20 protein-coding genes are annotated in these 26,655 nt (G+C 68.9%); all 20 read right to left on the reverse strand.

Annotated elements, in window-relative coordinates; all coding sequences use genetic code 11:
• Positions 1–6 precede the first annotated feature (6 nt).
• The 20 genes from rplD to AH6_RS31235 all read right to left on the reverse strand — a co-directional run bounded on the left by rplD (position 7) and on the right by AH6_RS31235 (position 26,655).
• Entirely contained in the window at positions 7–609 is a 603-nt protein-coding gene (rplD, locus tag AH6_RS31140; protein ID WP_067487263.1) for a 50S ribosomal protein L4, read from the reverse strand.
• Positions 606–1,256, reverse strand: a complete 651-nt coding sequence (rplC, locus tag AH6_RS31145; protein ID WP_067487267.1) for a 50S ribosomal protein L3 — start codon at positions 1,254–1,256, stop codon at positions 606–608. The genes rplD and rplC overlap by 4 nt, the downstream gene beginning before the upstream one ends.
• A 15-nt stretch (positions 1,257–1,271) precedes the next feature.
• Positions 1,272–1,580, reverse strand: a complete 309-nt coding sequence (rpsJ, locus tag AH6_RS31150; protein WP_018657599.1) for a 30S ribosomal protein S10 — start codon at positions 1,578–1,580, stop codon at positions 1,272–1,274.
• 133 nt (positions 1,581–1,713) lie between these two features.
• Complete coding sequence (tuf, locus tag AH6_RS31155; RefSeq protein WP_067487271.1) at positions 1,714–2,907, reverse strand: elongation factor Tu; 1,194 nt, start codon at positions 2,905–2,907, stop codon at positions 1,714–1,716.
• 92 nt (positions 2,908–2,999) lie between these two features.
• Complete coding sequence (gene fusA, locus AH6_RS31160) at positions 3,000–5,111, reverse strand: elongation factor G (protein ID WP_067487274.1); 2,112 nt, start codon at positions 5,109–5,111, stop codon at positions 3,000–3,002.
• 42 nt (positions 5,112–5,153) lie between these two features.
• Positions 5,154–5,624, reverse strand: a complete 471-nt coding sequence (gene rpsG, locus AH6_RS31165; RefSeq protein WP_067487277.1) for a 30S ribosomal protein S7 — start codon at positions 5,622–5,624, stop codon at positions 5,154–5,156.
• On the reverse strand, positions 5,624–5,998 hold the full coding sequence (gene rpsL / locus AH6_RS31170) for a 30S ribosomal protein S12 (protein ID WP_019632621.1): 375 nt from the start codon (positions 5,996–5,998) through the stop codon (positions 5,624–5,626). The genes rpsG and rpsL overlap by 1 nt, the downstream gene beginning before the upstream one ends.
• Positions 5,999–6,468: 470 nt before the next feature.
• The gene (locus AH6_RS31175) at positions 6,469–8,151 is read right to left on the reverse strand and encodes a hypothetical protein (RefSeq protein ID WP_067487280.1); all 1,683 of its coding nucleotides are present in this window, start codon (positions 8,149–8,151) and stop codon (positions 6,469–6,471) included.
• Between the two features lie 328 nt (positions 8,152–8,479).
• Positions 8,480–8,761, reverse strand: a complete 282-nt coding sequence (locus tag AH6_RS31180; protein WP_157431830.1) for a hypothetical protein — start codon at positions 8,759–8,761, stop codon at positions 8,480–8,482.
• Positions 8,762–8,904: 143 nt separating this feature from the next.
• A complete protein-coding gene (locus tag AH6_RS45465; protein ID WP_157431831.1) occupies positions 8,905–9,495 on the reverse strand; it encodes a hypothetical protein in 591 nt (196 codons plus the stop codon).
• 267 nt (positions 9,496–9,762) lie between these two features.
• Positions 9,763–13,641 carry a DNA-directed RNA polymerase subunit beta' gene (locus AH6_RS31190; RefSeq protein ID WP_067487289.1) on the reverse strand — a complete coding sequence of 1,293 codons (3,879 nt, stop codon included), beginning with the start codon at positions 13,639–13,641 and terminating at the stop codon, positions 9,763–9,765.
• A gap of 20 nt (positions 13,642–13,661) precedes the next feature.
• Positions 13,662–17,129: a DNA-directed RNA polymerase subunit beta gene (rpoB, locus tag AH6_RS31195; RefSeq protein ID WP_067487291.1), complete on the reverse strand. Its 3,468-nt coding sequence runs from the start codon at positions 17,127–17,129 to the stop codon at positions 13,662–13,664.
• A 407-nt stretch (positions 17,130–17,536) separates the two neighbouring features.
• On the reverse strand, positions 17,537–18,505 hold the full coding sequence (locus AH6_RS31200) for an Rv1363c family protein (protein ID WP_157431832.1): 969 nt from the start codon (positions 18,503–18,505) through the stop codon (positions 17,537–17,539).
• A complete protein-coding gene (locus tag AH6_RS31205; protein ID WP_083983646.1) occupies positions 18,502–19,029 on the reverse strand; it encodes an Rv1363c family protein in 528 nt (175 codons plus the stop codon). The genes AH6_RS31200 and AH6_RS31205 overlap by 4 nt, the downstream gene beginning before the upstream one ends.
• 76 nt (positions 19,030–19,105) lie before the next feature.
• A complete protein-coding gene (locus AH6_RS31210) occupies positions 19,106–20,563 on the reverse strand; it encodes an MCE family protein (RefSeq protein WP_067487307.1) in 1,458 nt (485 codons plus the stop codon).
• Positions 20,560–21,873: an MCE family protein gene (locus AH6_RS31215; protein ID WP_067487310.1), complete on the reverse strand. Its 1,314-nt coding sequence runs from the start codon at positions 21,871–21,873 to the stop codon at positions 20,560–20,562. Before AH6_RS31215 ends, AH6_RS31210 begins: the two co-directional genes overlap by 4 nt.
• Positions 21,870–23,189 (reverse strand): MCE family protein, encoded by a 1,320-nt coding sequence (locus tag AH6_RS31220; protein ID WP_245679540.1) that lies wholly within the window; start codon positions 23,187–23,189, stop codon positions 21,870–21,872. Before AH6_RS31220 ends, AH6_RS31215 begins: the two co-directional genes overlap by 4 nt.
• A 21-nt stretch (positions 23,190–23,210) precedes the next feature.
• Entirely contained in the window at positions 23,211–24,290 is a 1,080-nt protein-coding gene (locus AH6_RS31225; RefSeq protein ID WP_067487312.1) for an MCE family protein, read from the reverse strand.
• Complete coding sequence (locus AH6_RS31230) at positions 24,287–25,321, reverse strand: MCE family protein (protein WP_083983647.1); 1,035 nt, start codon at positions 25,319–25,321, stop codon at positions 24,287–24,289. Before AH6_RS31230 ends, AH6_RS31225 begins: the two co-directional genes overlap by 4 nt.
• Positions 25,318–26,655 (reverse strand): MCE family protein, encoded by a 1,338-nt coding sequence (locus tag AH6_RS31235; protein ID WP_083983648.1) that lies wholly within the window; start codon positions 26,653–26,655, stop codon positions 25,318–25,320. The genes AH6_RS31230 and AH6_RS31235 overlap by 4 nt, the downstream gene beginning before the upstream one ends.

A 26,655-nucleotide genomic window follows, 5' to 3' on the forward strand; every position in this document is an offset into this window, starting at 1 on the left:
CCCTCCTTACTTCTTCGCCGCGCGCGAGATGAACTCGTCGTACGCCTTCTGCGTGAAGACGACGTCGTCGTTCACCAGCACGTCGTAGGTGTTGAGCTGGTCGGAGACGATGACGTGCACCGACGGCTCGTTGCGCAGGCTCTTCCAGGTCAGCTCGTCCTCGCGGTCCAGGACCAACAGGACGCGCTTGGCCTCGGTGACGCCGCGCAGCGCCGTCAGGGCGGTCTTCGTCTTCGGGGTGTCGCCGTCGAGCAGACCGTCGACCACGTGCACCCGGCCGAACCGCGCGCGGTCCGACAGGGCGCCGCGCAGCGCGGCGGCCTTCATCTTCTTCGGCGTCTTCTGCGAGTAGTCACGCGGCTGCGGGCCGTGGACGATGCCGCCGCCGGCGAACTGCGGGGCGCGGGTCGAACCCTGGCGGGCGCGGCCGGTGCCCTTCTGCCGGTACGGCTTCTTGCCACCGCCGCGGACCTCGCCGCGGGTCTTGGTGGAGTGGGTGCCCTGGCGCGCGGCGGCCAGCTGGGCCACCACGACCTGGTGGATCAGCGGCACGCTGGTCTTCGCGTCGAAGATCTCGCCGGGCAGGTCGATGTCGAGCTTCGAAGTCACTTGCCCGTCCCCTTCACTGCGTCGCGGACCAGGACCACGCCGCCGTTCGGGCCGGGAACCGCGCCCTTGATGAGCAGCAGGTTCTTGTCAGCGTCGATGGCGTGGACGGTCAGGTTCTGCACGGTGGTGCGGGCATTGCCATGCCGTCCCGCCATGCGCAGGCCCTTGAACACACGACCGGGGGTCGCGCAGCCGCCGATCGAACCCGGCGAGCGGTGCTTGCGCTGGGTGCCGTGCGAGGCGCCCAGGCCCTTGAAGCCGTGCCGCTTCATGACACCGGCGGTGCCCTTGCCCTTGCTGGTGCCGGTCACGTCGATCTTCTGGCCGGACTCGAAGACCGAAACGGTGATCTCCTGGCCGAGTTCGTACCCGGTGGTGTCGTCAGCGCGCAGTTCGACGAGGTAGCGGCGCGGCGTCACGCCGGCCTTGTCGAAGTGACCCGTCGCAGGCTTGTTCACCTTGCGCGGGTCGATCTGCCCGAACCCGATCTGGACGGCGCTGTAGCCGTCGGTCTCCTGGGTGCGGAGCTGGGTCACGACACACGGCCCGGCCTGGACGACGGTCACCGGGACGATCCGGCCCTCATCGTCGAAGACCTGGGTCATGCCGAGCTTCTCGCCCAGGACGCCCTTCCTCTGCGTACTCATATCTGGGTGCGTCCCTTAGAGCTTGATCTCGATGTCAACGCCGGCCGGCAGGTCGAGCCGCATCAGCGAGTCGACGGTCTTGGGCGTCGGGTCGATGATGTCGATCAACCGCTTGTGCGTGCGCATCTCGAAGTGCTCGCGGCTGTCCTTGTACTTGTGCGGCGAGCGGATGACGCAGTACACGTTCTTCTCGGTCGGCAGCGGCACCGGGCCCGCGACCTTGGCGCCCGTCCGCGTCACCGTCTCAACGATCTTCTTCGCGGAGGTGTCGATGACCTCGTGGTCGTAGGCCTTGAGCCGGATGCGGATCTTCTGTCCCGCCATGGTGGCCTCGGTGTCCTTTACTGGTAGTGCCGCTGGTTACTTCGGATTCGTGGTGCGGCGGCCGGTCCGGGGCCGGGGCCAGGTCCCGCCTGGCCCCGGCCGGCGGACCGGGCCGCCGCATTGCACGAGGGTGTTACTTGGTGATCTTGGTGACGCGACCGGCGCCCACGGTCCGGCCACCCTCGCGGATGGCGAACTTCAGGCCCTCTTCCATGGCGACCGGCTGGATGAGCTCGACGTTCATCTCGGTGTTGTCGCCCGGCATGACCATCTCGGTGCCCTCGGGGAGGGTCACCACGCCGGTCACGTCGGTGGTGCGGAAGTAGAACTGCGGCCGGTAGTTGTTGAAGAACGGCGTGTGGCGGCCGCCCTCGTCCTTGGACAGGATGTAGACCTGCGCCTCGAACTCGGTGTGCGGGGTGTTGGTGCCCGGCTTGATGACACACTGGCCGCGCTCGACGTCCTCGCGCTTGATGCCGCGCAGCAGCAGGCCCACGTTGTCGCCGGCCTGGCCCTGGTCGAGCAGCTTGCGGAACATCTCCACACCGGTGACGGTGGTGGAGGTGGAGTCGGTCTTGATGCCGATGATGTCGACGGTCTCGTTGACGTTGACGACACCGCGCTCGATGCGGCCGGTCACCACGGTGCCGCGGCCGGTGATCGAGAAGACGTCCTCGATCGGCATCAGGAACGGCTTCTCGGTGTCGCGGACCGGCTCGGGGACGTTCTCGTCCACGGCCTTCATCAGCTCGAGGATCGACTCGCCCCACTTGGCGTCGCCCTGCAGCGCCTGGAAGGCGGAGACGCGGACCACGGGGACGTCGTCGCCCGGGAACTCGTACTCGCTGAGCAGCTCGCGGACCTCGAGCTCGACGAGCTCCAGGATCTCCTCGTCGTCCACCATGTCGCACTTGTTCAGCGCGACGACGATGTAGGGGACGCCGACCTGGCGGGCCAGGAGCACGTGCTCCTTGGTCTGCGGCATCGGGCCGTCGGTGGCGGCGACCACCAGGATGGCGCCGTCCATCTGCGCCGCACCGGTGATCATGTTCTTGATGTAGTCGGCGTGCCCGGGGCAGTCGACGTGGGCGTAGTGACGCGACTCGGTCTGGTACTCGACGTGCGCGATGGAGATGGTGATACCGCGCTCGCGCTCCTCCGGCGCCTTGTCGATGTCCTCGAACGGCGTGAAGGGGTTGATGTCCGGGTACGCGTCGTGCAGCACCTTGGTGATCGCCGCGGTAAGGGTGGTCTTACCGTGGTCGATGTGACCGATGGTGCCGATGTTCACGTGCGGCTTGGTCCGCTCGAACTTGGCCTTCGCCACTGTTGCTCCTTGTTGCGATCCTCGGCCGGCTTGCCGACCGCTTCGATGTACGTCCTGGTGACCTTGGCAGGAAGGTCGGGCAGGCCGGGGACTTACTCGCCCCGCGCCTTGGAGATGATCTCCTGCGCGACGTTCCCCGGAACCTCGGCGTAGGAGTCGAACTGCATGGTGAACACAGCCCGGCCCTGGGTCTTGCTGCGCAGGTCACCCACGTAGCCGAACATCTCGGACAGGGGGACCAGGCCCTTGACGACCCGCATGCCCGCGCGCTCGTCCATGGACTGGATCTGCCCGCGCCGGCTGTTGATGTCGCCGATCACGTCGCCCATGTTCTCCTCGGGCGTGGTGACCTCGACGGCCATCATCGGCTCCAGGATGGTCGCCCCGGCCCTGCGGGCGGCCTCCTTGAACGCCATGGAACCGGCGACCTTGAACGCCATCTCCGAGGAGTCGACCTCGTGGTAGGCGCCGTCCCGCAGGGTGACCTTGACGCCCACCATGGGGTAGCCGGCCAGGACGCCGAACTCGGCGGCCTCCTGGCAGCCGGCGTCCACCGACGGGATGTACTCCCGGGGGATGCGGCCACCGGTGACCTTGTTCTCGAACTCGTAACCGTCGCTGCCCTCGCCCAGCGGCTCGAGGTCGATGATCACGCGGCCGAACTGGCCCGAGCCACCCGTCTGCTTCTTGTGGGTGTACTCGACCTTCTCGACCTTCTTGGTGATGGTCTCGCGGTAGGCCACCTGGGGCTTGCCGACGTTGGCCTCGACCTTGAACTCGCGCCGCATGCGGTCGACGAGGATCTCCAGGTGGAGCTCGCCCATGCCGGCGATGACCGTCTGGCCGGTCTCCTCGTCGGTGCGGACGGTGAAGGAGGGGTCCTCCTCGGCCAGCCGCTGGATCGCGGTGCCCAGCTTCTGCTGGTCGGCCTTGGTCTTCGGCTCGATCGCGACGTGGATCACCGGCGCCGGGAAGTTCATCGACTCGAGGACGATGGGGTTCTTCTCGTCGCAGAGGGTCTCGCCCGTGGTGGTCTGCTTCAGACCCATGACGGCGACGATGTCGCCGGCGCCCACGCGGTCGATCTCCTCGCGCTTGTTGGCGTGCATCCGGTAGATCTTGCCGATGCGCTCCTTGCGCTCCTTGACGGAGTTCAGGACCGTGGAGCCGGACTCCAGCACGCCGGAGTAGACGCGCACGAAGGTCAGCTTGCCCAGGTGCGGGTCGGAGGCGATCTTGAAGGCCAGCGCGGAGAACGGCTCGTCCTCGCTGGGCTTGCGGGTCAGCGCCTCCTCTTCGTTGCGGACCGCGTGGCCTTCGATGGCCTCCACGTCCAGCGGCGAGGGCAGGTAGCGGACGATCGCGTCCAGCAGCGGCTGCACGCCCTTGTTCTTGAAGGCGGTGCCGCACAGCACGGGGTTGACCGCGGCGGCCAGGGTGGCGCGGCGGATCGCCGGGTAGATCTGCTCCACGGTGGGCTCGTCGCCCTCCAGGTACAGCTCCATGATGGCGTCGTCGGCCTCGGCCAGCGTCTCGATCAGCTTGTCGTGCCACTCGCGGGCGGCGTCGGCGTGGCTGTCGGGGATCTCGACGGTGTCGTACATCTCGCCGAGCTTGGCCTCTTCGTTCCAGACCAGGGCCTTCATCGTCACCAGGTCGATGACGCCCTTGAAGTCGGACTCGGCGCCGATCGGCAGCTGCATCACCAGCGGGGTCGCCTGGAGGCGGTCACTGATCATGTCGACGCAGCGGTGGAACTCGGCGCCCACGCGGTCGAGCTTGTTGACGAAGCAGATGCGGGGCACGTTGTAGCGGTCGGCCTGACGCCACACGGTCTCCGACTGCGGCTCGACACCGGCCACACCGTCGAACACCGCCACGGCACCGTCCAGGACGCGCAGCGAGCGCTCCACCTCGACGGTGAAGTCGACGTGCCCCGGGGTGTCGATGATGTTGATGGTGTGCTTGACGTCCTGGACCGACCAGTTGCAGGTGGTGGCGGCCGAGGTGATCGTGATGCCCCGCTCCTGCTCCTGCTCCATCCAGTCCATGGTCGCGGCGCCGTCGTGAACCTCGCCGATCTTGTAGCTCATCCCCGTGTAGAAGAGGATGCGCTCGGTCGTCGTGGTCTTGCCCGCGTCGATATGGGCCATGATCCCGATGTTGCGGACCTTGGCCAGGTCTACACCGGTTTTGGTAGCCACTGTGCCCTCGCGTCGTCTCGTCGTCAGTCGTGATCCGCCGGATTACCAGCGGTAGTGGGCGAAGGCCTTGTTGGACTCCGCCATCTTGTGCGTGTCCTCGCGCTTCTTGACAGACGCGCCGAGGCCGTTGGAGGCGTCGAGCAGCTCGTTCATGAGGCGCTCGGTCATGGTCTTCTCGCGACGCTGGCGGCTGTAGAGCACCAGCCAGCGCAGGGCGAGGGTGGTGCTGCGGGCCGGCCGCACCTCCACCGGGACCTGGTAGGTCGCGCCACCGACACGGCGGCTGCGGACCTCCAGGGTCGGCTTCACGTTGTCCAGGGCGCGCTTCAGCGTGACGACCGGGTCGTTGCCGGTCTTCTCGCGGGCGCCCTCCAGGGCGTCGTACACGATGGACTGCGCGATGGAGCGCTTGCCGTCCAGGAGCACCTTGTTGATCAGCGCGGTGACCAGCGGCGAGTTGTACACCGGGTCAGCGATGAGCTGGCGCTTGCCAGCCGGGCCCTTGCGCGGCATTAGCTCTTCTCCTTCTTCGCGCCGTAGCGGCTGCGCGCCTGCTTGCGGTTCCGCACACCCTGGGTGTCGAGCGAACCCCGGATGATCTTGTACCGAACGCCCGGGAGGTCCTTCACTCGGCCGCCGCGCACGAGCACGATCGAGTGCTCCTGCAGGTTGTGCCCGACGCCGGGGATGTAGGCCGTGACCTCGATCCCGCTGGTCAGCCGGACACGAGCGACCTTGCGAAGCGCGGAGTTCGGCTTCTTGGGCGTCGTCGTGTAGACGCGCGTGCAGACACCCCGGCGCTGGGGGCTGCCCTTCAGCGCAGGCGTCTTGTTCTTGGTCACCTTGTCCTGGCGGCCCTTTCGGACCAGCTGCTGGATCGTGGGCACCGCGTCTCCGTCTTCCTCGTACCGAGCCGGTAAGTCTTGTTCTGCCTGAAGTCCCACTCGCGTGGAACCCGTCATCACCACCTCAAGCGAGGCTGTGACCTGCCGGTTTCCCGACCTCTCCGACCCACGCGGTCGGGCGTGTCGTCCAGTTCTCGGACCTGACACGGACCGCCCGGCCCATGCAAGGGCCGAATCAAGCCGGGGAGTGTTTGCGGCGCTGGGCCCGGCCCCTGACGAGGTCCTGCCGACGCGCACGCAGATTGGCCCGCACACAGCGGGCACGAAGAGAGAGGTTACCGACCCTCGCGCCAAAGGTCAAAGCGAAGCTCTCACTATCGTGATCGACCCCTCCGACGCAAGCCCGCGACACCTTCTCCGGACATGTTCCCGTAGCCATAACGCCGGAACGCCGACGGCTGTTCCCACCCTGCGGGCGGGATCGCCGTCGGCGTTCGGACGTGTCCGGGTCTTTACATCATCATGGCGACGAGGACCACGACGATGACCACCACGACCACCGCGGCGGCGATGATGATGAGGTTCTTGTTGCCCTTGCCGTCCTTGCCGCCCTGCTCGCCGGTGGTGTCGTAACCGGGGTAGGCGGGCTGGTCGCCGTACTGCTGCTGGCCGTACCCCTGCTGCTGCGCGGGCTGGCCGGGCTGCTGGCCGTAACCGTGCTGCTGGCCGTGCTGCCCCTGCTGCCCGTACTGCTGCTGGTCGCCCGGCTGGCCGTACTGCTGCTGCGGGGCCTGCCCCTCGGACTGGCCGTAGGGCTGCTGGCCGAACTGCTGGGCCCCGCCCTGCTGCTGCTCGTAGGGCGACTGCTGCCCGAACGGGAGCGCGCCGCCCTGCTGCTGGTCGTAGGACTGCTGCCCGTACTGCTGCTGGCCGTAGCCCTGCTGTCCGGGCTGCTGGCCCTGCTGCTGGCCGTGCTGCGGGGTCTGCTGGCCGTAGGGCTGCTGCCCGTAGCCCTGGCCCTGCTGCTCGTAGGGCGACTGCTGCTGGCCCTGCTGCTCCTGGCCGGGGGCGGCCCACTGCTGCTGGCCGATGTCCATGCGGGTGGCGTCGCCGAGCGAGGGCTGCTCGGCGCCCTGCTGCCCGGGGTCGAACGCCTGGGTCGGCCGCGCGTCCTCGGCCTGCCGGTCGGACGGGGCGCCGAACTGCGGGTCCTCCCCCGCCACGGGCGCGCCGGGCTGGGCACCGAAACCGGAGTCCGGCGGCGGCACCATCATCGTGCGCTCGTGGTCGCCGCCCTGGCCCTGGTCCTGCCCCTGGCCCTGCCACGGCTCGGCCGGGGCCTCGGCGGGCTTGCGGCCGGGGCCGGAGGCGACCGGGGTGTCCGGTCCGGGCGACCAGTGCCGCGTGGCGGCGTCGTCCACCTCGTGCTTGGGCTTGCCGGGCTCGCCGGCGCCGGGACCGGGGACGATCAGGGTGCGCTCCCCCTCGCTCTGCTGCGGCTCGGGGGGCGGCGGGAAGCCGGGCGCGCCGAACGGCTCCTGGGGAGCGCCGAACGGCTGCTGGCCGTGCGGCTGCTGAGGGTAGGGCTGCTGCTGCTCGCCCTGGCCGTACTGCTGCTGCTCGGGCTGGCCGTACGGCTGCTGCTCGGGCTGGCCGTACGGCTGCTGCGGCTGCTGCTGGCCGTAGTCGGGCTGGCGCTGCGCATATTCGGGCTGCTGGGCGTACTCGGGCCGCTGCGCGTAATCGGACTGCTGCGCGTACCCGGGCTGCTGGGCGTAGCCCTGCTGCTGCGGCTGCCCGTACGGCTGCTCGGGCTGGCCGTACTGCTGGGGCTGCTGCCCGTAGCCCTGGCCCTGCTCCTGGCCGTACGGCTGCTGCTCCTGGCCGTAGGGCTGCTGCGGCTGCTGGCCGTAGTCCTGCTGGGACGGCGCCGGGGGCTGCTGCCCGTACGGCGTCTGCGGCTGCTGCTGCTCGACCATCGTGGGCGGGGGCGGCGGAGGGGTCTGCTCCTGCGGGGCCTCGGGCGGCCGCTGGCCGCCGAGCTGGGGCGCGCCGAAGACCACGGTGCGGTCGCCCATCGGCCGGGCCGGCGGCTCCTGCTTCTGGCCCTTGTCCTGCTCCTGCGCGCCCTGGGGCTTGTCCTTGTCGTCAGGCAACGGCCACTGCGGTCCCTGCGTGCCGTCATTCTCGGTCATCGTCGGGCTCCTTCAGCGCCGTCGCCCCGGGCACCCCGCCCGGACCGTGCCTGTCTGCCCGCAGACGCGTGGCGCATAACGCCGTCTCCGGACCTTGTTCACCGCCTCCCCGCCCAGCGACGACGCCGCCATGACGGGCTTTCCGCCTCCAGCCTGCCCCGATCGCCGGTGGTATCGCAAATCACCGGCCACGGCGCGGGGCGGAAGCGGTCACGCGGGATCCATGATCTCGATCATCTCGCCTCCGGTCCACCGTCGGACACGACAAAGCCGCCTCCCACCCATGGGAAGCGGCTTCGACGGTCGTGACCGGCCTACTCGGACGGGCTCACCTGGAGGCGACGCACTCCACGACGGCGCGCCGTTCGGTCATCCCGAGCTCCACGCTCCGGCCGACGCAGTCCCGCTGGGCCTTGGTGAGCTTCGGTTCCCCGCACAGGCGGAAGCTCGAATACGTACGGCAGTCGTTCCCGGTGGTCCGTTCGGCCCGCTGCGTCTGCGCCGCCTGCGCCTTCGGCTTCTCAGGCGCGGCCTGCGCCGCCGCCGGCCCCCAGACCGCACCCGCGGTTCCGAGGACGGCCAGCATTGTCGTCGCGATGAGCTTCCTCATATGCACCCCCAACAAGCAACGTAGTGCCCCCTTGCCCGGGTCCAGGGGTCAAAACCCCCAAGCAATTCAAAAAACCGACAAGAGTGACGCACGCCCTATTGGGGCGATCAAGGGACAGAGCGCTTGTCCAAGGGCGGAACGGCTCAGTCGGTGACCAGCTCGTCGGGCACCATCAGCACGGCGGGCTCGTCCGGCACGTCCGGAAGGTCCACCGTCCCCGGCTCGTCCGGCGTCCCCGGCAGGCCCGGAGTTCCGGGGGCGCCCGGCGTCCCCGGCGCACCCGGGGTCCCCGGCGATCCCAGCTTGCCCGGCGTCGGGGCCATCGGCCGTCCCGGCGCCTTCGGGGCGGTCGGCGCGGTGGGCGCCTGCGGGGCGGAGTGGCCGGGCTGGTTGTGCGGCCGCCCGTTCCTGTCCTCGCCGTCCTGCTCGCCGTCTGACGGCCCGTCGTCGCCGCACAGCAGCTTGTAGGTCGGCAGGAGGCTGAGCCCCTTCAGCACCGGCCCCAGGACGTCCTCGCAGAGGTCGAAGTCCCTGCGCGGCCGGACGCCCCTGCCCGGCCAGAGACCGGAGAACTCGTCGACGCGCCGGACGGTGCCGTCGTCGGTGCGGATGATCAGCGAGCGTCCGCGCTCCGGCCTCGGGGTGTCCTCGGCGGCCGCCGTCCCGGCGGTGGCGACCAGCAGCCCGCCGCCGATGATCAACGTGCCCGCAGCCGTGACCAGCGTCCTCATCATGCCCCCCACGGGCGGTCCAGGACCACCCTTCGCAGCGGAAGTGTCACCTTCCGCAGTCGATCAGCTCCGGCAGTTCATCTGCCCGAGCCGGGGAACGCGGAACCCGGGCGGCGGGCAAAGAAGCCGCATAGGCCGGGCGCGGCCGGGCCGGGAGGGCGCCCGGGGGAAGGGGCCGGAAACGGCGGGAGGCCGCCTCCCACCGAAGTGGGAGGCGGCCTCCGCGTGCCCTGCCCGACTCTGGGCCCCGGATCGTCCGGGGCCCGGAGGTCAGCGGTTGTACTGACCGAAGTCGTACTCCTCCAGCGGCACCGCTTCGCCGGAGCCCTGGCCGAAGGCGTACTCGGCGCCGTCGTCGTAGGAGCCGACCGAGTAGACCGCGGCCTTCGCCTCCTCGGTGGGCTCGACCCGCACGTTGCGGTACTGGGGCATGCCCGTACCGGCCGGGATGAGCTTGCCGATGATGACGTTCTCCTTGAGGCCCAGCAGCGGGTCGCTCTTGGCGTGCATCGCGGCCTCGGTGAGGACGCGGGTGGTCTCCTGGAAGGAGGCCGCCGACAGCCACGACTCGGTCGCCAGGGACGCCTTGGTGATGCCCATGAGCACCGGGCGGCCCGCCGCCGGCACGCCGCCCTCGGCGACGACCGAGCGGTTGCGCTCCTCGAAGATCGGACGCTCGATCAGGTCGCCCGGGAGCAGGTCGGTGTCGCCCGACTCCAGGATGTTCACCCGCTTGAGCATCTGCCGCACGATGATCTCGATGTGCTTGTCGTGGATCGACACGCCCTGCGAGCGGTAGACCTCCTGGACCTCGTGGACCAGGTGCAGCTGCACCGCGCGCGGGCCGAGGATGCGCAGGACCTCGTGCGGGTTCTGCGCGCCCTTGATCAGCTGCTGGCCGACCTCGACGTGGGCGCCCTCGCGGACACCGTCCTCCAGGCGCGAGCGCATCGGCACCTGGTAGGCGATCTCCTCCGAGCCGTCGTCGGGGACGATGACGACCTTGCGGGTCTTCTCCGTCTCGTCGATCTTGACCCGGCCGGCGACCTCGCTGATCGGGGCCACACCCTTGGGGATGCGGGCCTCGAACAGCTCCTGCACACGCGGCAGACCGTGGGTGATGTCGCCACCGGCCACACCACCGGTGTGGAAGGTGCGCATCGTCAGCTGGGTGCCGGGCTCGCCGATGGACTGCGCGGCGATGATGCCGACGGCCTCGCCGACGTCCACGCGCTTGCCGGTGGCCAGCGAGCGGCCGTAGCAGGCGGCGCAGACACCGATCTTGGCCTCGCAGACCAGGGCGCTGCGGGTGCGCACCGACTCCACGCCGGCCTCGACCAGGCGCGACACCACGGCGTCGGACAGGTCGGTGTCGGCGGGGAAGATCACCGTGCCGTCGACCACGACGTCCTCGGCGATGGTGCGGCCGATCAGCATGGTCTCGGTGGTGGCCGGCTTGACCAGCGTGCCGTCGGACAGCTTGTCGGCGACCTGGAACGGGATCGTGCGGTCGGTGCCGCAGTCCTCCTCGCGCACGATCACGTCCTGCGCGACGTCCACCAGACGACGGGTCAGGTAACCCGAGTCGGCGGTGCGCAGCGCGGTGTCGGCCAGGCCCTTGCGGGCGCCGTGCGTCGAGATGAAGTACTCGACGACCGACAGGCCCTCGCGGAAGGACGACTTGATCGGACGCGGGATGGTCTCGCCCTTGGGGTTGGAGACCAGGCCGCGCATACCGGCGATCTGGCGGAGCTGGAGGGGGTTGCCGCGGGCGCCCGACTGGATCATCATCCAGATCGGGTTCTCCTTGGGGAACGCCTTCTCCATGTCCACCGCCACGTCGGCGGTGGCCTTGTTCCAGATCTCGATGAGCTCCTGCTTGCGCTCGTCGTCGGTGATCAGACCGCGGTTGAACTCGCGCTGCACCTTGTCGGCGCGGGCCTCGTAGGAGGTCAGGATGTCCGCCTTGTTCGGCGGGGTCACCACGTCCTCGATCGAGATGGTCACACCGGACCGGGTGGCCCAGTGGAACCCGGCGCTCTTCAGCGCGTCCAGCGCGTTGGCGACCTCGACCTTGGGGTAGGTCTCGGCCAGCTCGTTCACGATCGCCGACAGCTGCTTCTTGCCGATCTCCGCGTTCACGAACGGGAAGTCGGCCGGCAGGGTCTCGTTGAACAGCGCGCGGCCCAGCGTGGTCTCCAGCCGGTACGGCTGGCCGGGCTCGTAGCCCTCGGGCGCCTGCCAGCCGCGGGGCGGCGGGACGTCCTTGAGCCGGAGCTGGACGGTGGCCTGCAGCGACAGCTCCTCGCGGTCGTAGGCCATGATCGCCTCGGAGATCGAGCCGAACGCGCGGCCCTCCCCCGGTGCGCCGTCCTTCTGCGTGGTCAGCCAGTACAGGCCGATCACCATGTCCTGGGTGGGCATGGTGACGGGCTTGCCGTCCGACGGCTTCAGGATGTTGTTGGTGGACAACATCAGGATGCGGGCCTCGGCCTGGGCCTCGGCCGACAGCGGCAGGTGCACCGCCATCTGGTCGCCGTCGAAGTCGGCGTTGAAGGCCGTGCAGACCAGCGGGTGGATCTGGATGGCCTTGCCCTCGACCAGCTGCGGCTCGAACGCCTGGATGCCCAGGCGGTGCAGCGTGGGCGCGCGGTTGAGCAGCACCGGGTGCTCGGTGATGACCTCTTCCAGCACGTCCCACACGACCGGGCGGGCCCGCTCGACCATGCGCTTGGCGCTCTTGATGTTCTGCGCGTGGTTCAGGTCGACCAGACGCTTCATCACGAACGGCTTGAACAGCTCCAGCGCCATCTGCTTGGGCAGGCCGCACTGGTGCAGCTTCAGCTGCGGGCCGACGACGATGACCGAACGGCCGGAGTAGTCGACGCGCTTGCCCAGCAGGTTCTGGCGGAACCGGCCCTGCTTGCCCTTCAGCATGTCGCTGAGGGACTTCAGGGGCCGGTTGCCCGGACCGGTGACGGGGCGGCCGCGGCGGCCGTTGTCGAACAGCGCGTCGACGGCCTCCTGGAGCATCCGCTTCTCGTTGTTCACGATGATCTCGGGCGCGCCGAGGTCGAGCAGGCGCTTCAGCCGGTTGTTCCGGTTGATGACGCGGCGGTACAGGTCGTTCAGGTCGGAGGTCGCGAAGCGGCCGCCGTCCAGCTGCACCATCGGACGCAGGTCCGGCGGGATCACCGGGATGCAGTCCAGCACCATGCCGAGCGGGCTGTTGCGGGTGTTGAGGAACGCCGAGACGACCTTGAGCCGCTTGAGGGCGCGGGCCTTCTTCTGGCCCTTGCCGGTGCGGATGATCTCGCGGAGCTTCTCGGCCTCGGCGTCGAGGTCGAAGTTCTGGAGCCGGGCCTGGATGGCCGCGGCGCCCATGCCGCCCTCGAAGTACTTGCCGAACCGGTCGCGCATCTCGCGGTAGAGCAGCTCGTCGCCCTCCAGGTCCTGGACCTTGAGGTTCTTGAAGCGGCTCCACACCTCGTCGAGGCGGTCCAGCTCGCGCTGGGCGCGGTCGCGCAGCTGCTTCATCTCGCGCTCGGCGCCGTCGCGGACCTTGCGCTTCTGGTCCGCCTTGGCCCCGGCCTCCTCCAGCTCGCCGAGGTCGCCCTCCAGCTTCTGCTGGCGGCTCTCGATCTGCGCGTCGCGGGCCTGCTCGATCTGCTGGCGCTCCACCGAGATGTGCGCTTCCAGGGTCGGCAGGTCACGGTCGCGGCGCTCGGCGTCCACGCTGGTGATCATGTAGGCCGCGAAGTAGATGATCTTTTCGAGATCCTTCGGGGCCAGGTCCAGCAGGTAGCCCAGGCGCGAGGGGACGCCCTTGAAGTACCAGATGTGGGTGACCGGCGCGGCCAGCTCGATGTGGCCCATCCGCTCACGGCGCACCTTGGCACGGGTCACCTCGACGCCGCAGCGCTCACAGATGATGCCCTTGAACCGGACGCGCTTGTACTTGCCGCAGTAGCACTCCCAGTCCCGGGTCGGGCCGAAGATCTTCTCGCAGAAGAGTCCGTCCTTCTCGGGCTTGAGGGTCCGGTAGTTGATCGTCTCCGGCTTCTTCACCTCGCCGTGGGACCACTGGCGGATGTCGTCGGCGGTCGCCAGGCCGATGCGAAGCTCGTCGAAGAAGTTGACGTCAAGCAACTTGTTTCCCCTTGAGTTGATCAGACCTCTTCGACACTGCTCGGCTCACGCCGGGACAGGTCGATGCCGAGCTCCTCCGCGGCGCGGAAGACGTCCTCGTCGGTGTCGCGCATCTCGATGGACATGCCGTCGCTGGAGAGCACCTCGACGTTGAGGCACAACGACTGCATCTCCTTGATGAGCACCTTGAAGGACTCGGGGATACCGGGCTCGGGGATGTTCTCGCCCTTGACGATGGCCTCGTAGACCTTCACGCGGCCCAGCACGTCGTCGGACTTGATGGTCAGCAGCTCCTGGAGCGCGTAGGCGGCTCCGTAGGCCTCAAGGGCCCAGACCTCCATCTCACCGAAGCGCTGGCCGCCGAACTGGGCCTTGCCGCCGAGCGGCTGCTGGGTGATCATCGAGTACGGGCCGGTCGAGCGGGCGTGGATCTTGTCGTCGACCAGGTGGAGCAGCTTGAGGATGTAGATGTAGCCGACCGAGATCGGGTCCTTGTAGGGCTCGCCGGTGCGGCCGTCGAACAGCCGCGCCTTCCCGCCCGGACCCACCATGCGGTTACCGTCGCGGTTGGGCAGGGTGGACTCGATCAGACCGGTGACGTCGTCCTCGCGGGCGCCGTCGAACACCGGGGTGGCGGTGTTGGTCCAGGCCGGGGCCTCGTCCACGCCGAGCTCCTTGAGCTGGCGCTTCCAGTCGGCGTCGTCGCCCTCGACCTTCCAGCCGCGGGAGGCGACCCACCCCAGGTGGGTTTCCAGGACCTGGCCGACGTTCATGCGGCCGGGGACGCCCAGCGGGTTGAGGACGATGTCGACGGGGGTGCCGTCCTCCAGGAACGGCATGTCCTCCACCGGCAGGACCTTGGAGATGACGCCCTTGTTGCCGTGGCGTCCCGCGAGCTTGTCACCGTCGGTGATCTTGCGCTTCTGCGCCACGTACACGCGCACCAGCTCGTTCACACCCGGCGGGAGCTCGTCGCCCTCGTCGCGGGAGAACACCCGCACCCCGATGACCTTGCCCTGCTCGCCGTGCGGCACCTTCAGCGAGGTGTCGCGCACCTCGCGCGCCTTCTCACCGAAGATCGCCCGCAGCAGCCGCTCCTCCGGCGTCAGCTCGGTCTCACCCTTGGGCGTCACCTTGCCCACCAGGATGTCGCCCGGGACGACGTCGGCGCCGATGCGGATGATGCCGCGCTCGTCCAGGTCGGCCAGGACCTCCTCGGACACGTTCGGGATGTCCCGGGTGATCTCCTCAGGGCCCAGCTTGGTGTCACGGGCGTCGACCTCGTGCTCCTCGATGTGGATCGAGGACAACACGTCGTCCTGCACCAGACGCTGGGACAGGATGATTGCGTCTTCGTAGTTGTGACCCTCCCACGGCATGAACGCCACCAGCAGGTTCTTGCCCAGCGCCATCTCACCCTGGTCGGTGCACGGACCGTCGGCCACGACCTGGTTGACCTCGACGCGCTGGCCCTCGTGCACGATCGGCTTCTGGTTGAAGCAGGTGCCCTGGTTGGAGCGCTTGAACTTGGCCACCCGGTAGGTGGTGCGCGTGCCGTCGTCGTTCATGACGGTCACGTAGTCGGCCGAGACCTCCTCGACCACGCCGGCCTTCTCGGCGACGATGACGTCACCGGCGTCGACGGCGGCGCGGTACTCCATGCCGGTGCCGACGAGCGGGGCCTCGCTGCGCAGCAGCGGGACCGACTGGCGCTGCATGTTGGAGCCCATCAGCGCGCGGTTGGCGTCGTCGTGCTCCAGGAACGGGATCATCGCCGTGGCGACCGAGGTCATCTGCCGCGCCGAGACGTCCATGTACTGGACCTCGGTCGGCGGGATCAGCTCGACCTCGCCGCCCTTCTTGCGGACGAGGATCTTCTCTTCCTGGAAGGTGCCGTCGTCGTTGAGCAGGGAGTTGGCCTGCGCGACGACGAAGCGGTCCTCCTCGTCGGCGGTCAGGTAGTCGACCTGCTCGCTGACCCGGCCGTTCTCGACCTTGCGGTAGGGGGTCTCCACGAAGCCGAACGGGTTGACCCGGCCGAACGCCGCCAGCGAGCCGATGAGGCCGATGTTCGGGCCTTCGGGCGTCTCGATCGGGCACATGCGGCCGTAGTGCGACGGGTGGACGTCACGGACCTCCATGCCGGCGCGCTCACGGGACAGACCACCCGGACCCAGCGCGGACAGACGCCGCTTGTGCGTCAGGCCGGCCAGCGGGTTGGTCTGGTCCATGAACTGCGACAGCTGCGAGGTGCCGAAGAACTCCTTGATGGAGGCCACGACCGGGCGGATGTTGATCAGGGTCTGCGGCGTGATCGCCTCGACGTCCTGGGTCGTCATCCGCTCCCGGACCACACGCTCCATCCGCGCCAGGCCCAGACGCACCTGGTTCTGGATCAGCTCGCCCACCGTGCGCAACCGCCGGTTGCCGAAGTGGTCGATGTCATCGACCTCGATCGGCACCGAGACCGAGCCGAGGGTGCCCTCCTCCTCGCCGGCGTGCAGGCGCACCAGGTACTCGATCGTGGCGACGACGTCGTCCTCGGTCAGCGTGCCCTGGTTCATCTCCAGTTCGAGGCCGAGCTTCTTGTTGACCTTGTAGCGGCCGACCTTGGCCAGGTCGTAACGCTTGGGATTGAAGTACAGGTTCTCCAGCAGGGTCTGCGCCGACTCCTTGGTCGGCGGCTCACCCGGACGCAGCTTGCGGTAGATGTCCAGCAGCGCGTCATCCTGACCGGAGGTGTGATCCTTCTCCAGCGTGATGTTGATCGACTCGTACGCACCGAAACGCTCACGGATCCGCGCCTCGTCCCACCCCAGCGCCTTCAGCAACACCGTCACCGGCTGCTTGCGCTTACGGTCGATGCGCACACCCACGTTGTCACGCTTGTCGATCTCGAACTCCAGCCAAGCACCCCGGCTGGGAATCACCTTGCAGCCGTAGATGTCCTTGTCGGAGACCTTGTCGAGGGCGCGCTCGAAGTACACGCCGGGCGAGCGGACCAGCTGCGAGACGACGACTCGCTCGGTGCCGTTGATGATGAAGGTGCCCTTCGGCGTCATGAGCGGGAAATCACCCATGAACACCGTTTGGCTCTTGATCTCACCGGTGGTGTTGTTGATGAACTCCGCCGTGACGAACATCGGCGCGGAGTAGGTCATGTCCTTGTCCTTGCACTCCTCCACGGAGTACTTCGGCGGCTCGAACCGGTGATCCCGGAACGACAACGACATGGTCCCGGAGAAGTCCTCGATCGGACTGATCTCCTCAAAGATCTCCTCCAGCCCCGACTGCGTCGGGACACTTCTGCTTCCGGCCTTCTGGGCCGCCTCGACCCGGGCCTTCCACCTCTCATTACCCAGCAGCCAGTCAAACGAATTGGTCTGCAGAGCAAGGAGGTCCGGGACTTCGAGCGGCTCCTTGATGCGCGCGAAGGAGACGCGGTTCGGACCGGTTGCGGTATTCGAGGCGTTGCGCGAGGCTGCCAAGAGGTGGTCCTTCCGAGGGCTCGCGGCGTAACTGACGACACGCACGCCAGACGATCCACGTTCAAGACCCGCGCAAACCGCCCCAGATGGGGGCAGGGCAGGGACGCTCTCACACGTGGATAGTCAGAGGGCAGCGCAAAGGGGCAGTGTAGCCGACTGGTACACCGCTCGCAACTCTACGCCCGCAGTATGCATCACAGTTGCCTGCGAGCATCGCCTCTCCAGGGCCTGGAGTCAAGAGCGGACTTGGACTTTTCGGGCTCTGACCTGCAGTGAGGAAGGCCATAGTTTAAGCCCACCCCAGGTTACCCGACAGTAGGGGTGGGAAGGGGGTCGGGGGACCGGCCCCGAACAGGGCGGTCCCCCGGTACAACACCGGGCCGCTGCCCGGCATTCCATGAGATCGTCTAGATCATCTGGAGCTCGGCGACCAGCCAGCGGCCGCCGACCTTCTGCATGGTCATCCGCAGCGTGTACTGGCTGGGCGTGCGTTGCGCGGTGGTGCCCTTGGCCGTCTGCTGGTTCAGGTAGACCAGCGCCACGGCCCTGTCACCGTCCACGCTCTCCACCGCGGTCTTCACCGCGGTGCCCTCCACCACCGTCTGCTGCTGGGTGGCGGACGGCTTCACCTGGCCGATCTGCTTCTCGAACTCGGTCTTGAACTTGCCGGTGGTGTGCCCGGCGGCCCGCTTGAGATCGGCGTCGATGGTGCGGAAGTCGTAGGAGGACAGGTCCTGGGCGGCCCGGCCCGCCGCGAACGTGACGCTCTTGATGTCGCCGTCGTCCCCGATCTTGGGCGAGGTGCCGCCCATGGCGACCAGGATCCACGCCAGCGCGCCCGCCAGGAGCACGATGGCGGCCGTCAGCGCGTAGTGCAGCCTGCCGAAGCGGAAGCCGCGGCGGCGGCGCTCGGCGGCGGGCTCTGAGCCGTCGTCGGCGTCCTCGACCTCGTCGGCGGCCTTGTCCTCGTCGACCTTGTCGGTCTCGACGACCTCGGCCGGCTCGTCCTCGGCCTCGGTCTTCGTGGCGGTCTTGGTCAGGACGGGCTTGGCCGGCTCTTCCTCGTCGGTGTCGGCGTCGGTCGTGGTGACCTCGGCCGTGTCCGTCTCCGGCGTGTCGTCCTCGGCGTCGGCCTCTTCGGGCTTCTCGGCCGTCTTCGTCTTCGCCTTGGCGGGCGGGACGTCCTCGACGCCCTCGGTCTCGGCCTCGGCGGCGTTCTCGGCCTCCTCGGCCTCGGCCGCGGCCCGTTCGGCCTCCTCGGCGGCCTCGCGGGCCTTCCGGGCGGCCTCCTCGGCCTTCAGCCGCGCCTTCTCGGCCTTCTCCGCCTTGCGCGCCTTCTCGGCGGCCTCGCGCTTTCCGCGCCCGAGCATCGTCATGGGACCAGCCCCAGCTTCGAGACGAGCCAGCGCCCGTCGACACGGGTGAGGTCCATGGCGAACCGGTAGTAGCGCGGCGCGCCGTTCTGGACCTTCGGGCTCGTGGTGGTCGCGCTGATCGCCACGATCGCCTCGGCGGAGTCGCCGTCGATCGAGACCACCCCGGCGCGCACGTTCTGCACGGTGGAGGTGGACTGGGTCTTGGTGGCGGTGTCAGCGATGATCTTGGCCTGGGTGGCCCACTGGTTCTTGATGTCGCCGGTCATGCCACTGAGCACCTGGTCGATGCCCTTCTGCACGTTCCGGTAGTCGAGGCTGGCCAGGTTGACGCCGGTCTGCTTGGCGGCCTGCATGGCCGCCGCGCGGGCGTCGTCCTGGTCCTTGGCCTCCCACAGGCGGAAGCCGAACACCCCCACCGCCGCGGCCAGCGCCACGGCGACCACCCCCAGGACGATCGCGGTGACCGTGCCACCGCGGCCCTGCGACGCCGCGGCATCGACCGCGTCGGTCGCGCCGTACTTCATCGCGTCGCCTCCTTCATCGCGTGTCGATCACCTTGCGTCCGCGGCCCCGGCCGGAACGCCGGCCGGGGCGGGAACGTCACTTGGCCAGCGGCCCGAACAGGAGCATCTTCCAGGAGGCGTCCCCGAGCAGACGCTGCTGGCCGCCGGTCCGGCCCATGCCGTAGCGCTTGCCGTCGGGCCCGTAGACCGCGCCGGTCGAAGGATCGTACCCGGCGAGTTCCACAGAGTTGGACGAAAGCGGCACGTAGATGCTGTCGGCGGGGGCGGCGGCGGTGTTCTCGCCGTCGTCGCCGCTCTTGGTCTCCGCGCCCTTCGCCTCGCTCTTGGCGTCCTGCTGCTTGGCGCTCACGCCGGCCCCGCCGGAGGGGAAGCCCGCGCCCTCGGTGGCGCCGGGCGGCACCTTGGGCAGGGGGGCCAGCGCCTCCTGCGGCACGTTGCGGGAGCCGCGCACGGCCGCCGGGCCCTGCTTGGGCTCCTTGCAGCCGACGTCGAGGCGCGGCGCCTTGCGGTCGGTGAACTGCGGCCACCGGCGCTTGACGTCCTCGTAGCCCTTGGTGCAGGGCGCCGGGTGGTCGATGTTCAGCGCGAGGCCGAGGTGCTGGGTGCCGTCGCCGGGCGTCACGGTGAACGCGCCGGCCACCGCCACCGGGTACAGGATCAGCAACGACCGCAGGCCCGCCTTGCGGGAGGCGATGACCTGCCCGGTGGTGGTCATGTTGGCCAGCAGCACCGGCAGCGTGGGCGCCAGGTCGTTGATCAGCCCGTTGGCCTGCGTCACCGCGCCGGGGGTGGCGTCGATGGTGGAGCGCAGCGCCGGGTCGTCCTTGCGCAGCGAGGTGGACAGCTCGTTGAGGTTGGCGGCGAAGCCGCGGATGTTGGCGCCCTGCGACCGCTGGGTGTCCAGCACGGTGCGGCTGTTGTCCAGCAGCTCCTTGGTGTCGGGGAAGGAGCGGTCGGCGGTCTGGAGCAGCCGGTCGGTGTCGTCCAGGATCTTCTGCAGGTCGGTGGCCGACCCGGAGAACGCCTTGTCCAGCTCGTCCACGATGGTGCCGAGGTGCTGGGGGTTCACCGACGACACGAGGTTGTCGACGTTGCGCAGCAGCTCGGCGGTGGACACCGGCAGCTTGGTGAGCTGGCGCGGGATCGTGTACGGGTCGCCCTGGTCCAGGTAGGGGCCGGTGTTCCTGGACGGCTGGAGGTCGATGTACTGCTCGCCGACCGCCGACCGGTTGGCGACGACGGCGGCGGTGCCCTCGCGCGGGATGCGCTTGCCGCGTTCGAGCACCAGCTTGACCTTGATGCCGTCGCGGGTGAGCTGGATCGGCCCGACCCGGCCGACCGGGGTGCCGCGGTAGGTGACCTCGGCGTTGGTGAACACGCCGCCGGAGTCGGTGAGGTCGACGTAGGCGGTGTACTCGCGGCCCAGCACGCCGCGGCCGATCCCGATGTAGTTCACCGACACGATGGTGACGCCGATGATCGTGATCAGGGCGAACGCGATGAGCTGGATCTTGACGCCGCGCTTGAGGATCACGACAGGCCCCCCGTCATCAGGGTCTTCAGATCGGTGGGTCCCATGGCGCCCGGCAGGTTGCGGCCCTTGTCGTTCTTGGCGGGCTGCTGCTGCTTGTTCTGCTTGTTCGGCTGCGCCGGCTGCTTCGGCTGCGTGGGTTGCTGGAGACCCGGCAGCCCGCCGCCGGTGGGCATCTGCGGCAGCACGCCGAGCGGCGTCTTCGGCAGGCTCACGTTCGGGACCTTCAACATCCCGCGCATCTGCTTGCCGCCGAGCTGGTCCTCCAGGTCGGTGCCGCCCAGCAGGTTGCGGGCGATCGACTCGAAGTCCAGGTCGATGGTCAGCCGCACGTTGCCGTAGTCGCCCTCGATCACGTTGCCGAACTTGGGCGAGAACGGGAAGGACCCGATGGACTCCAGCGCCCGGGGCAGGTCCGACCCGGCCTTGTTGAGGTTCTTCAGGATCACGTCCAGGTCCCGCAGGTTGGCCAGCAGGTCGTCGCGCGACTGGTTGATCACCCCGGTGGTGGTGCGGCTCAGCTTGTCCAGCGCCACCAGCATCCGGGTCAGGTCGGCGCGGTTGCGGTTGAGCACCGAGATGGCCGGGCCGGTCTTGTCGATCGTGTCGGTGATCGTGCGGCGCTCGTCGGCCAGCTTGCCGCTGAGCCGGTCGATGCTGTCCAGGGCGCGGGTGATGGACGAGCGGTTGCGGTCCAGCGTGCCCACGAACGTGTTGACCCGGTGCAGCACCGACTTGATGGTGGCCTCGCGGCCGCCCATCGCGGCCTGGAGCTCGTGGGTGATGGTGGAGACCTGCTCGATGCCGCCGCCGTTGAGCAGCAGGCTCATCGCCGACAGCACCTCTTCGATCTCGGTGCTGCGGGTGGTGCGCGACAGCGGGATGACGTCGCCCTTGCCGAGCTCGCCGGTGGGCGGCTCGTTGGCCGGCGGCGACAGCGCGACGAACTTCTCGCCCAGCAGGCTGGTCTGGCCGACGGTGGCGATCGCGTTGTCGGGCAGCCGCACGTCCTTGCGGATCTTGAGGCTGACCACCGCGTGCCAGCCGCCGGGCCCGCCGGCCAGGTCGATCTGGTCGACCTTGCCGACCGACACGTCGTTGACCTTGACCACCGACTGCGGGACCAGGTCCAGCACGTTGGCGAACTCGACCTTGACGTTGCGGGGGTCGTCGCCGAGGTCGGGGCCGCCGGGCAGCGGGATGGAGTCCACCCCGCGGAACCCGCAGCCGGTCAGCGCGACCGTCCCGGCGACCGCCGCGACCGCGAGCCGCACCAGCGGGACCCGCCTGCCCCGTGTCTCGTGCCGCGTCACTGGCCACCTCCGGGGAGCAGCGAGGTGAACGACCTCGGCTTGGCCCGCCCGTTGCCGGCGGGGGTGCTGGTCTTGCTCTTGGCCTGGGTCTTCTTCTTGGCGTCCGACCCCAGCACCTTGCCGGTGCCCGTGCCGCCGGTGGGGACCCGCTCGTTCGGCCCGTAGGCGTCCGGCGGGATCGGCTGGGGGTCGTAGTGGGTGGTCAGCGCGGTGATCCAGGACAGGTCCAGGCTGAGCCCGGTCAGCGCCTTGCCGATGCCGTTGTAGGGCTGGACGAAGTCCAGGCACTGCTTGGCCGGGGTGCCCACCGAGTAGGCCAGCGAGCAGATCCAGTCGGCCAGGTCGTGGAACTGGCGCAGGTCGGCGCGGTTGTGGATGGTGCCGCTGATCGGGTCGTAGGCGCGCGCCACGTTGTTGATCGCCAGCGGCGCGTTGGCCAGGAACTCCGCCAGCGCGTCCTTCTCCTTGACCAGCACGCCGGTGACCTGCGCGAGCTGGCGGACGTTGTCCGACAGCTGCCCGCGGTTGTCCTTGACGAACCGCTGCACGTTGCGCAGCGTCGGGGCGAGGGTGTTGAGGGCCGCGCTCAGCTCCTCCTTCTCCCCCGCCAGCTGGCCCGACACCCCGTTGAGGTGCCCGGTGAACTGCCGGATCTGCTGGTCGTTGGCCTTCATCGCGCCGGTGATGATCCGCAGGTTCTCGATCGTCTTGGCGACGTCCTCGCGGTCGTTGCTGAGGGTGCTCAGCATCTGGGAGGTGTCGGAGATGGTCTGCCGGATGTCGGTGCCCTGGCCCTCCAGGGTCTGCGCGCCGACCGCCAGCAGCCGCGACAACGAGCCCTGCCCGTCGGCGCCGGGCTTGTTGGCGCCCTCGGGGCCCAGCGCCTTGTTCAGGTCGTTGAGGCTGCCGCCGATCTCGTCCACCTCGACCGGCACCGCGGTGCGGTTGATGGTGAGGGTCGCCTTGTCCGGCATCACCTCGCCGCCCTTGTAGGCGGGGGTGAGCTGGACGTAGCGGTCGGAGACCAGGGTCTGGTTGACGATGACGGCCTGCGCGTTGGCCGGGACCTTGTACTTGGCGTCGTACTTCAGCTCGACCTTCACCGAGCCGCCGGCCGGGGTCACGCTGGTGACCCTGCCGACCGGGATGCCGAGGATGCGCACGTCGGCGCCGGAGTACAGACCCACGGTCTTGCTGAAGTAGGCCGTCATGTACCGCTGCTTGGGCTCGCGAAGCAGCAGCACCAGCGCGGCCGCCAGCACCGCGAGCGCGAGCGCCGCGCCGCCGATGCGGAGGATGGTTGCTGAGTTACGCACGAGTGACCTGCCTGCTCACGCTCACGGGAGGAACGGCAACGGGTTGTTCTGGTTACCGGACTTGCGGCCCTGCTGGCCGCCCTGCTGACCGCCGTTGGCCGGACCCCGGTCCCCGGCTCCCCCGTCGTTGTCGGGGGCGTCCTTGATGGAGGCGGGGATCGGGAGGAGGTTCTGGATGTAGCTGTCGAACCAGCGGCCGGTGCCGGTGACGTCGGCGAACTGCCGCGTGTAGGGCGCGAACAGCTGCAACGCCCGGTCCAGGTTGTTCTGGTTCTTCAGCAGCAGCCTGTTGACGCGCTCCAGGTTGTCCAGCATCGGGCGCAGCTGGCCCTCGTTCTCCTTGATCAGCGCGTTGACCTGCTGGGACAGGGCCACCGTGTTGATCAGGAGCTGGTGGATGACCGCGCGCCGGGCCTGCACGGCCTGCAGGACCTTGTCGCCGTCCTGGATCAGCTTGGTGAAGTCCTGGTTGCGGTCGGCCAGCAGCTGCGAGACGTCCTTGGCCCGCCCGGCGAGCTGGTGCAGGTCCTCGTCGCGCGAGGCGATGGTGTCCGACAATCGCCGCAGGCCCTTCAGGGACGCGCGGATCTCGTCCGGCGAGTTCTTGAAGGTGTCCGACAGCACGTCGAAGGACTTGGCCACCTGCTTGTAGTCGATCTTGCTGATGCGCTGGCTCAGCTCGCTGATGGCCGGGACCACCTCGAACGGCGTGGCCGTGCGGTCCACCGGGATCGGCTTGCGCAGGGTGCCGCCGCCGCGCGGGTCCAGCGACAGGAAGTGCGAGCCCAGCACCGTCTTGATCTTGATCTCGGCGCGGGTCAGCTCGCCCAGCCTGACCCCGTCGTTCACCCGGAAGGTGACCCTGACGCGGTCGCCCGCCAGCTCCAGGTCGGTCACCTTGCCGACCTTGACGCCGGCGACGCGCACCTCCTCGTCGGCCCGCAGGCCGGCGGCCTCGGCGAACAGGGCGGTGTGCTTGGTGCCGCCGGCGAACCACGGGATGTTCTGCAGGTTCAGCGCCAGGGCCAGGACCAGGGCGATGATCGCGAACGCGGCGAGGCCGATGGGGACCGGGTTGCGCTCCCGGAAGGGGATCCTCACGGCTTGCACCTCGCGTTCTCGTTCACGATCGCCGGGGTCTGGTAGACCGGGCCGCCGGGCAGCCGCACCCGCGCGTCGAGACCGCAGATGTACATGTTGAACCAGGAGCCGTAGGAGGAGATGTTGACCAGTCCCTCCAGCCGCTTGGGCGTGCGCTCCAGGCCCTTCTGCAGGTAGCTCTCGTTGGCGTTCAGCGTGCCGGCCAGCGTGCGCAGGCCCGCCACGTCGCGCTTGATGTCGGCCCGGCCGTCGCGCAGCAGCGCGGCGGTGGTGCCGGTCAGCTCGTTGATCGCCGCCACCGAGTCGAAGATCGCCTCGCGGTCGTCGGCGACCCCGGACACGAAGCCGCGCAGGTCGGTGATCAGCCGGTTGACCTCGGTGTGCCGCTGGTCGATGGTGCCCAGCACCTCGTTGAGGTTGGTGATCACGTCCCCGATGACCTTGTCGCGGTCGGCGAGGGTGTTGGTCAGCGACGCCACGTGCGACAGCAGGCTGTTGACGGTGCCGCCCTCGCCCTGGAGGGTCTGCACGATCTGGAAGGCCAGCTTGTTGACGTCGTCGGGCTCCAGCGCCTTGAACAGCGGGCGGAAGCCGTTGAACAGCACGGTGAGGTCGAGCGCGGGCTTGGTCTGCGACACCGGGATGGTGCCGCCGGGGCGCAGGTAGTCGTTGGCCGCGCCCGGCCCCTCGCTCATCGCCAGGTACCGCTGGCCCATCAGGTTGCGGTAGCGGACCTGCATCTGGGTGGAGGCCGGCACCCCGGCCCGGAACACCCCCTCGCGGTTGAGGCTGAAGGTGACCCGGGCCTGGTTGCGGCCGAACAGCTCGATCTTGTCGACCTGGCCGACGCGCACGCCGGCCACCCGCACGTCGTCCTTCTCCAGCAGCCCGGCCACGTCGGTGAACACGGCCTTGTAGCTGCGGGTGTCGGCGAAGCGCAGGTTGGTGATGGTCATCGCCAGCACGCCGGTGGCCAGCGAGGTCAGCACCACGAAGATCACCAGTTTGACGGCGGCGCCTGTGGTCTTCACTTGACGGTCACCACCGATCCCTGCATCACCGGGCCGAACAGCAGCGCGGCGAGGTCGGACACCTGGTCGGCCGGGGTGCGGGTCAGCGGCCCGACCACGTTCTTGATCTTTTCCTTCTCGCTCATGGTCCCGGGATCGACGAACACGTTCGACACCGCGCGACCGCGGCCGTTCGCCGTCGGGTGCGGGATCGGGTCATTGGGCGCGTGCGGGTTCTTCCACCACAGGTCGTCCTCTGTCCCGTCGCGCGCCAGGTAGTCGGGGAACGGGATCTGCGGGTTGGGCAGGTTGTAGCAGCGCGGCCCGCGCATGTCCTTGGCCTCGGGCCGGTCCAGCGGGTACTTGTAGGCCGGCCGCGGCTTGACGATCTCGATCGTCAGGTTGAAGGTCTTGCCGTTGCCGCCGACCCGGTCGGCCTCCGGGCCCAGCTTGAGCAGGCCGTTCAGCACGCACGGCAACGACGGCGAGTACTCGGCCAGCAGCGCCAGGCCGTCGCGGTTGGCGATGTTGAAGCCGATGATCTTGGGGGCGTTCTCCCGCATGAACCGGTTCCCGTTCCCCGCGAACCCGGTCACCATCGGGATGATGTCCTCGATCGTGCCCTGCTTGTCGGTGATGGTCTTGCTGGTGACGTTGAGGTTGCGCAACGTCTGGAGCAGGTCCGGGGCCGCGGCCGAGTAGATGTCGGACACGTCGGCCAGGCCGTTGAGGTCGTAGACCAGCGTCGACAGCTCGGGGTTGATCTTCTTGAGCAGCGCGTCGGTCTGCTCCAGGTTGCGGCCGAGCTGGTCGCCGCGGCCCTGGAGCGCCGTCGCCAGCGCGTTCAGGGTCGTGTTGAGCTTCTCGGGCCGCACCGCCTGGAGCAGCGGCAGCAGCTTGTTCAGCACCCGGTCGATCTCGATCGCCGACTGCGAGACGTCCTGCGGGATCGTCTGGCCCTTGCGCAGCCCCAGCGGCCCCGGCTGCTCCGGGATGCCGAGGTCGACGTACTTCTCGCCGAACAACGTCTTGGGCAGCAGCCGCGCCTGGACGTTGTTCGGGATCAGCTTGGCCTTGTCGGGGTCCAGCGCCAGGTCCAGCACCGCGCCCTTGTCGGTGGCGCGGGTCGAGCGCACCTCGCCGACGATCAGGCCGCGGACCTTCACGTCCGAGTGCGGCAGCAGCTGCAACCCGGCGCGCTGGGCGTCCACCTTCACCTTCACCACCGGGGTGAGGGCCTTGTTGAACAACGCCACGGTCAGCACCAGCAGCAGCGCCACCACCAGCAACATCGACACACCGAGCAACCGGTAGCGGACGTGCTCGGGCATGCCCTTCTGGACGGGAGTGCTCAT

The sequence above is a fragment of the Actinomadura hibisca NBRC 15177 genome (genome assembly GCF_001552635.1).
Classification (GTDB): domain Bacteria; phylum Actinomycetota; class Actinomycetes; order Streptosporangiales; family Streptosporangiaceae; genus Spirillospora; species Spirillospora hibisca.

Coding starts and splice junctions, on each gene's coding strand:
- rplC (WP_067487267.1), bottom strand. CDS start 1,256: ATGAGTACGCAGAGGAAGGGCGTCCTGGGCGAGAAGCTCGGCATGACC.
- rpsJ (WP_018657599.1), bottom strand. CDS start 1,580: ATGGCGGGACAGAAGATCCGCATCCGGCTCAAGGCCTACGACCACGAG.
- rpsG (WP_067487277.1), bottom strand. CDS start 5,624: ATGCCGCGCAAGGGCCCGGCTGGCAAGCGCCAGCTCATCGCTGACCCG.
- AH6_RS31175 (WP_067487280.1), bottom strand. CDS start 8,151: ATGACCGAGAATGACGGCACGCAGGGACCGCAGTGGCCGTTGCCTGAC.
- AH6_RS31180 (WP_157431830.1), bottom strand. CDS start 8,761: ATGAGGAAGCTCATCGCGACGACAATGCTGGCCGTCCTCGGAACCGCG.
- AH6_RS45465 (WP_157431831.1), bottom strand. CDS start 9,495: ATGATGAGGACGCTGGTCACGGCTGCGGGCACGTTGATCATCGGCGGC.
- AH6_RS31200 (WP_157431832.1), bottom strand. CDS start 18,505: ATGACGATGCTCGGGCGCGGAAAGCGCGAGGCCGCCGAGAAGGCGCGC.
- AH6_RS31205 (WP_083983646.1), bottom strand. CDS start 19,029: ATGAAGTACGGCGCGACCGACGCGGTCGATGCCGCGGCGTCGCAGGGC.
- AH6_RS31235 (WP_083983648.1), bottom strand. CDS start 26,655: ATGAGCACTCCCGTCCAGAAGGGCATGCCCGAGCACGTCCGCTACCGG.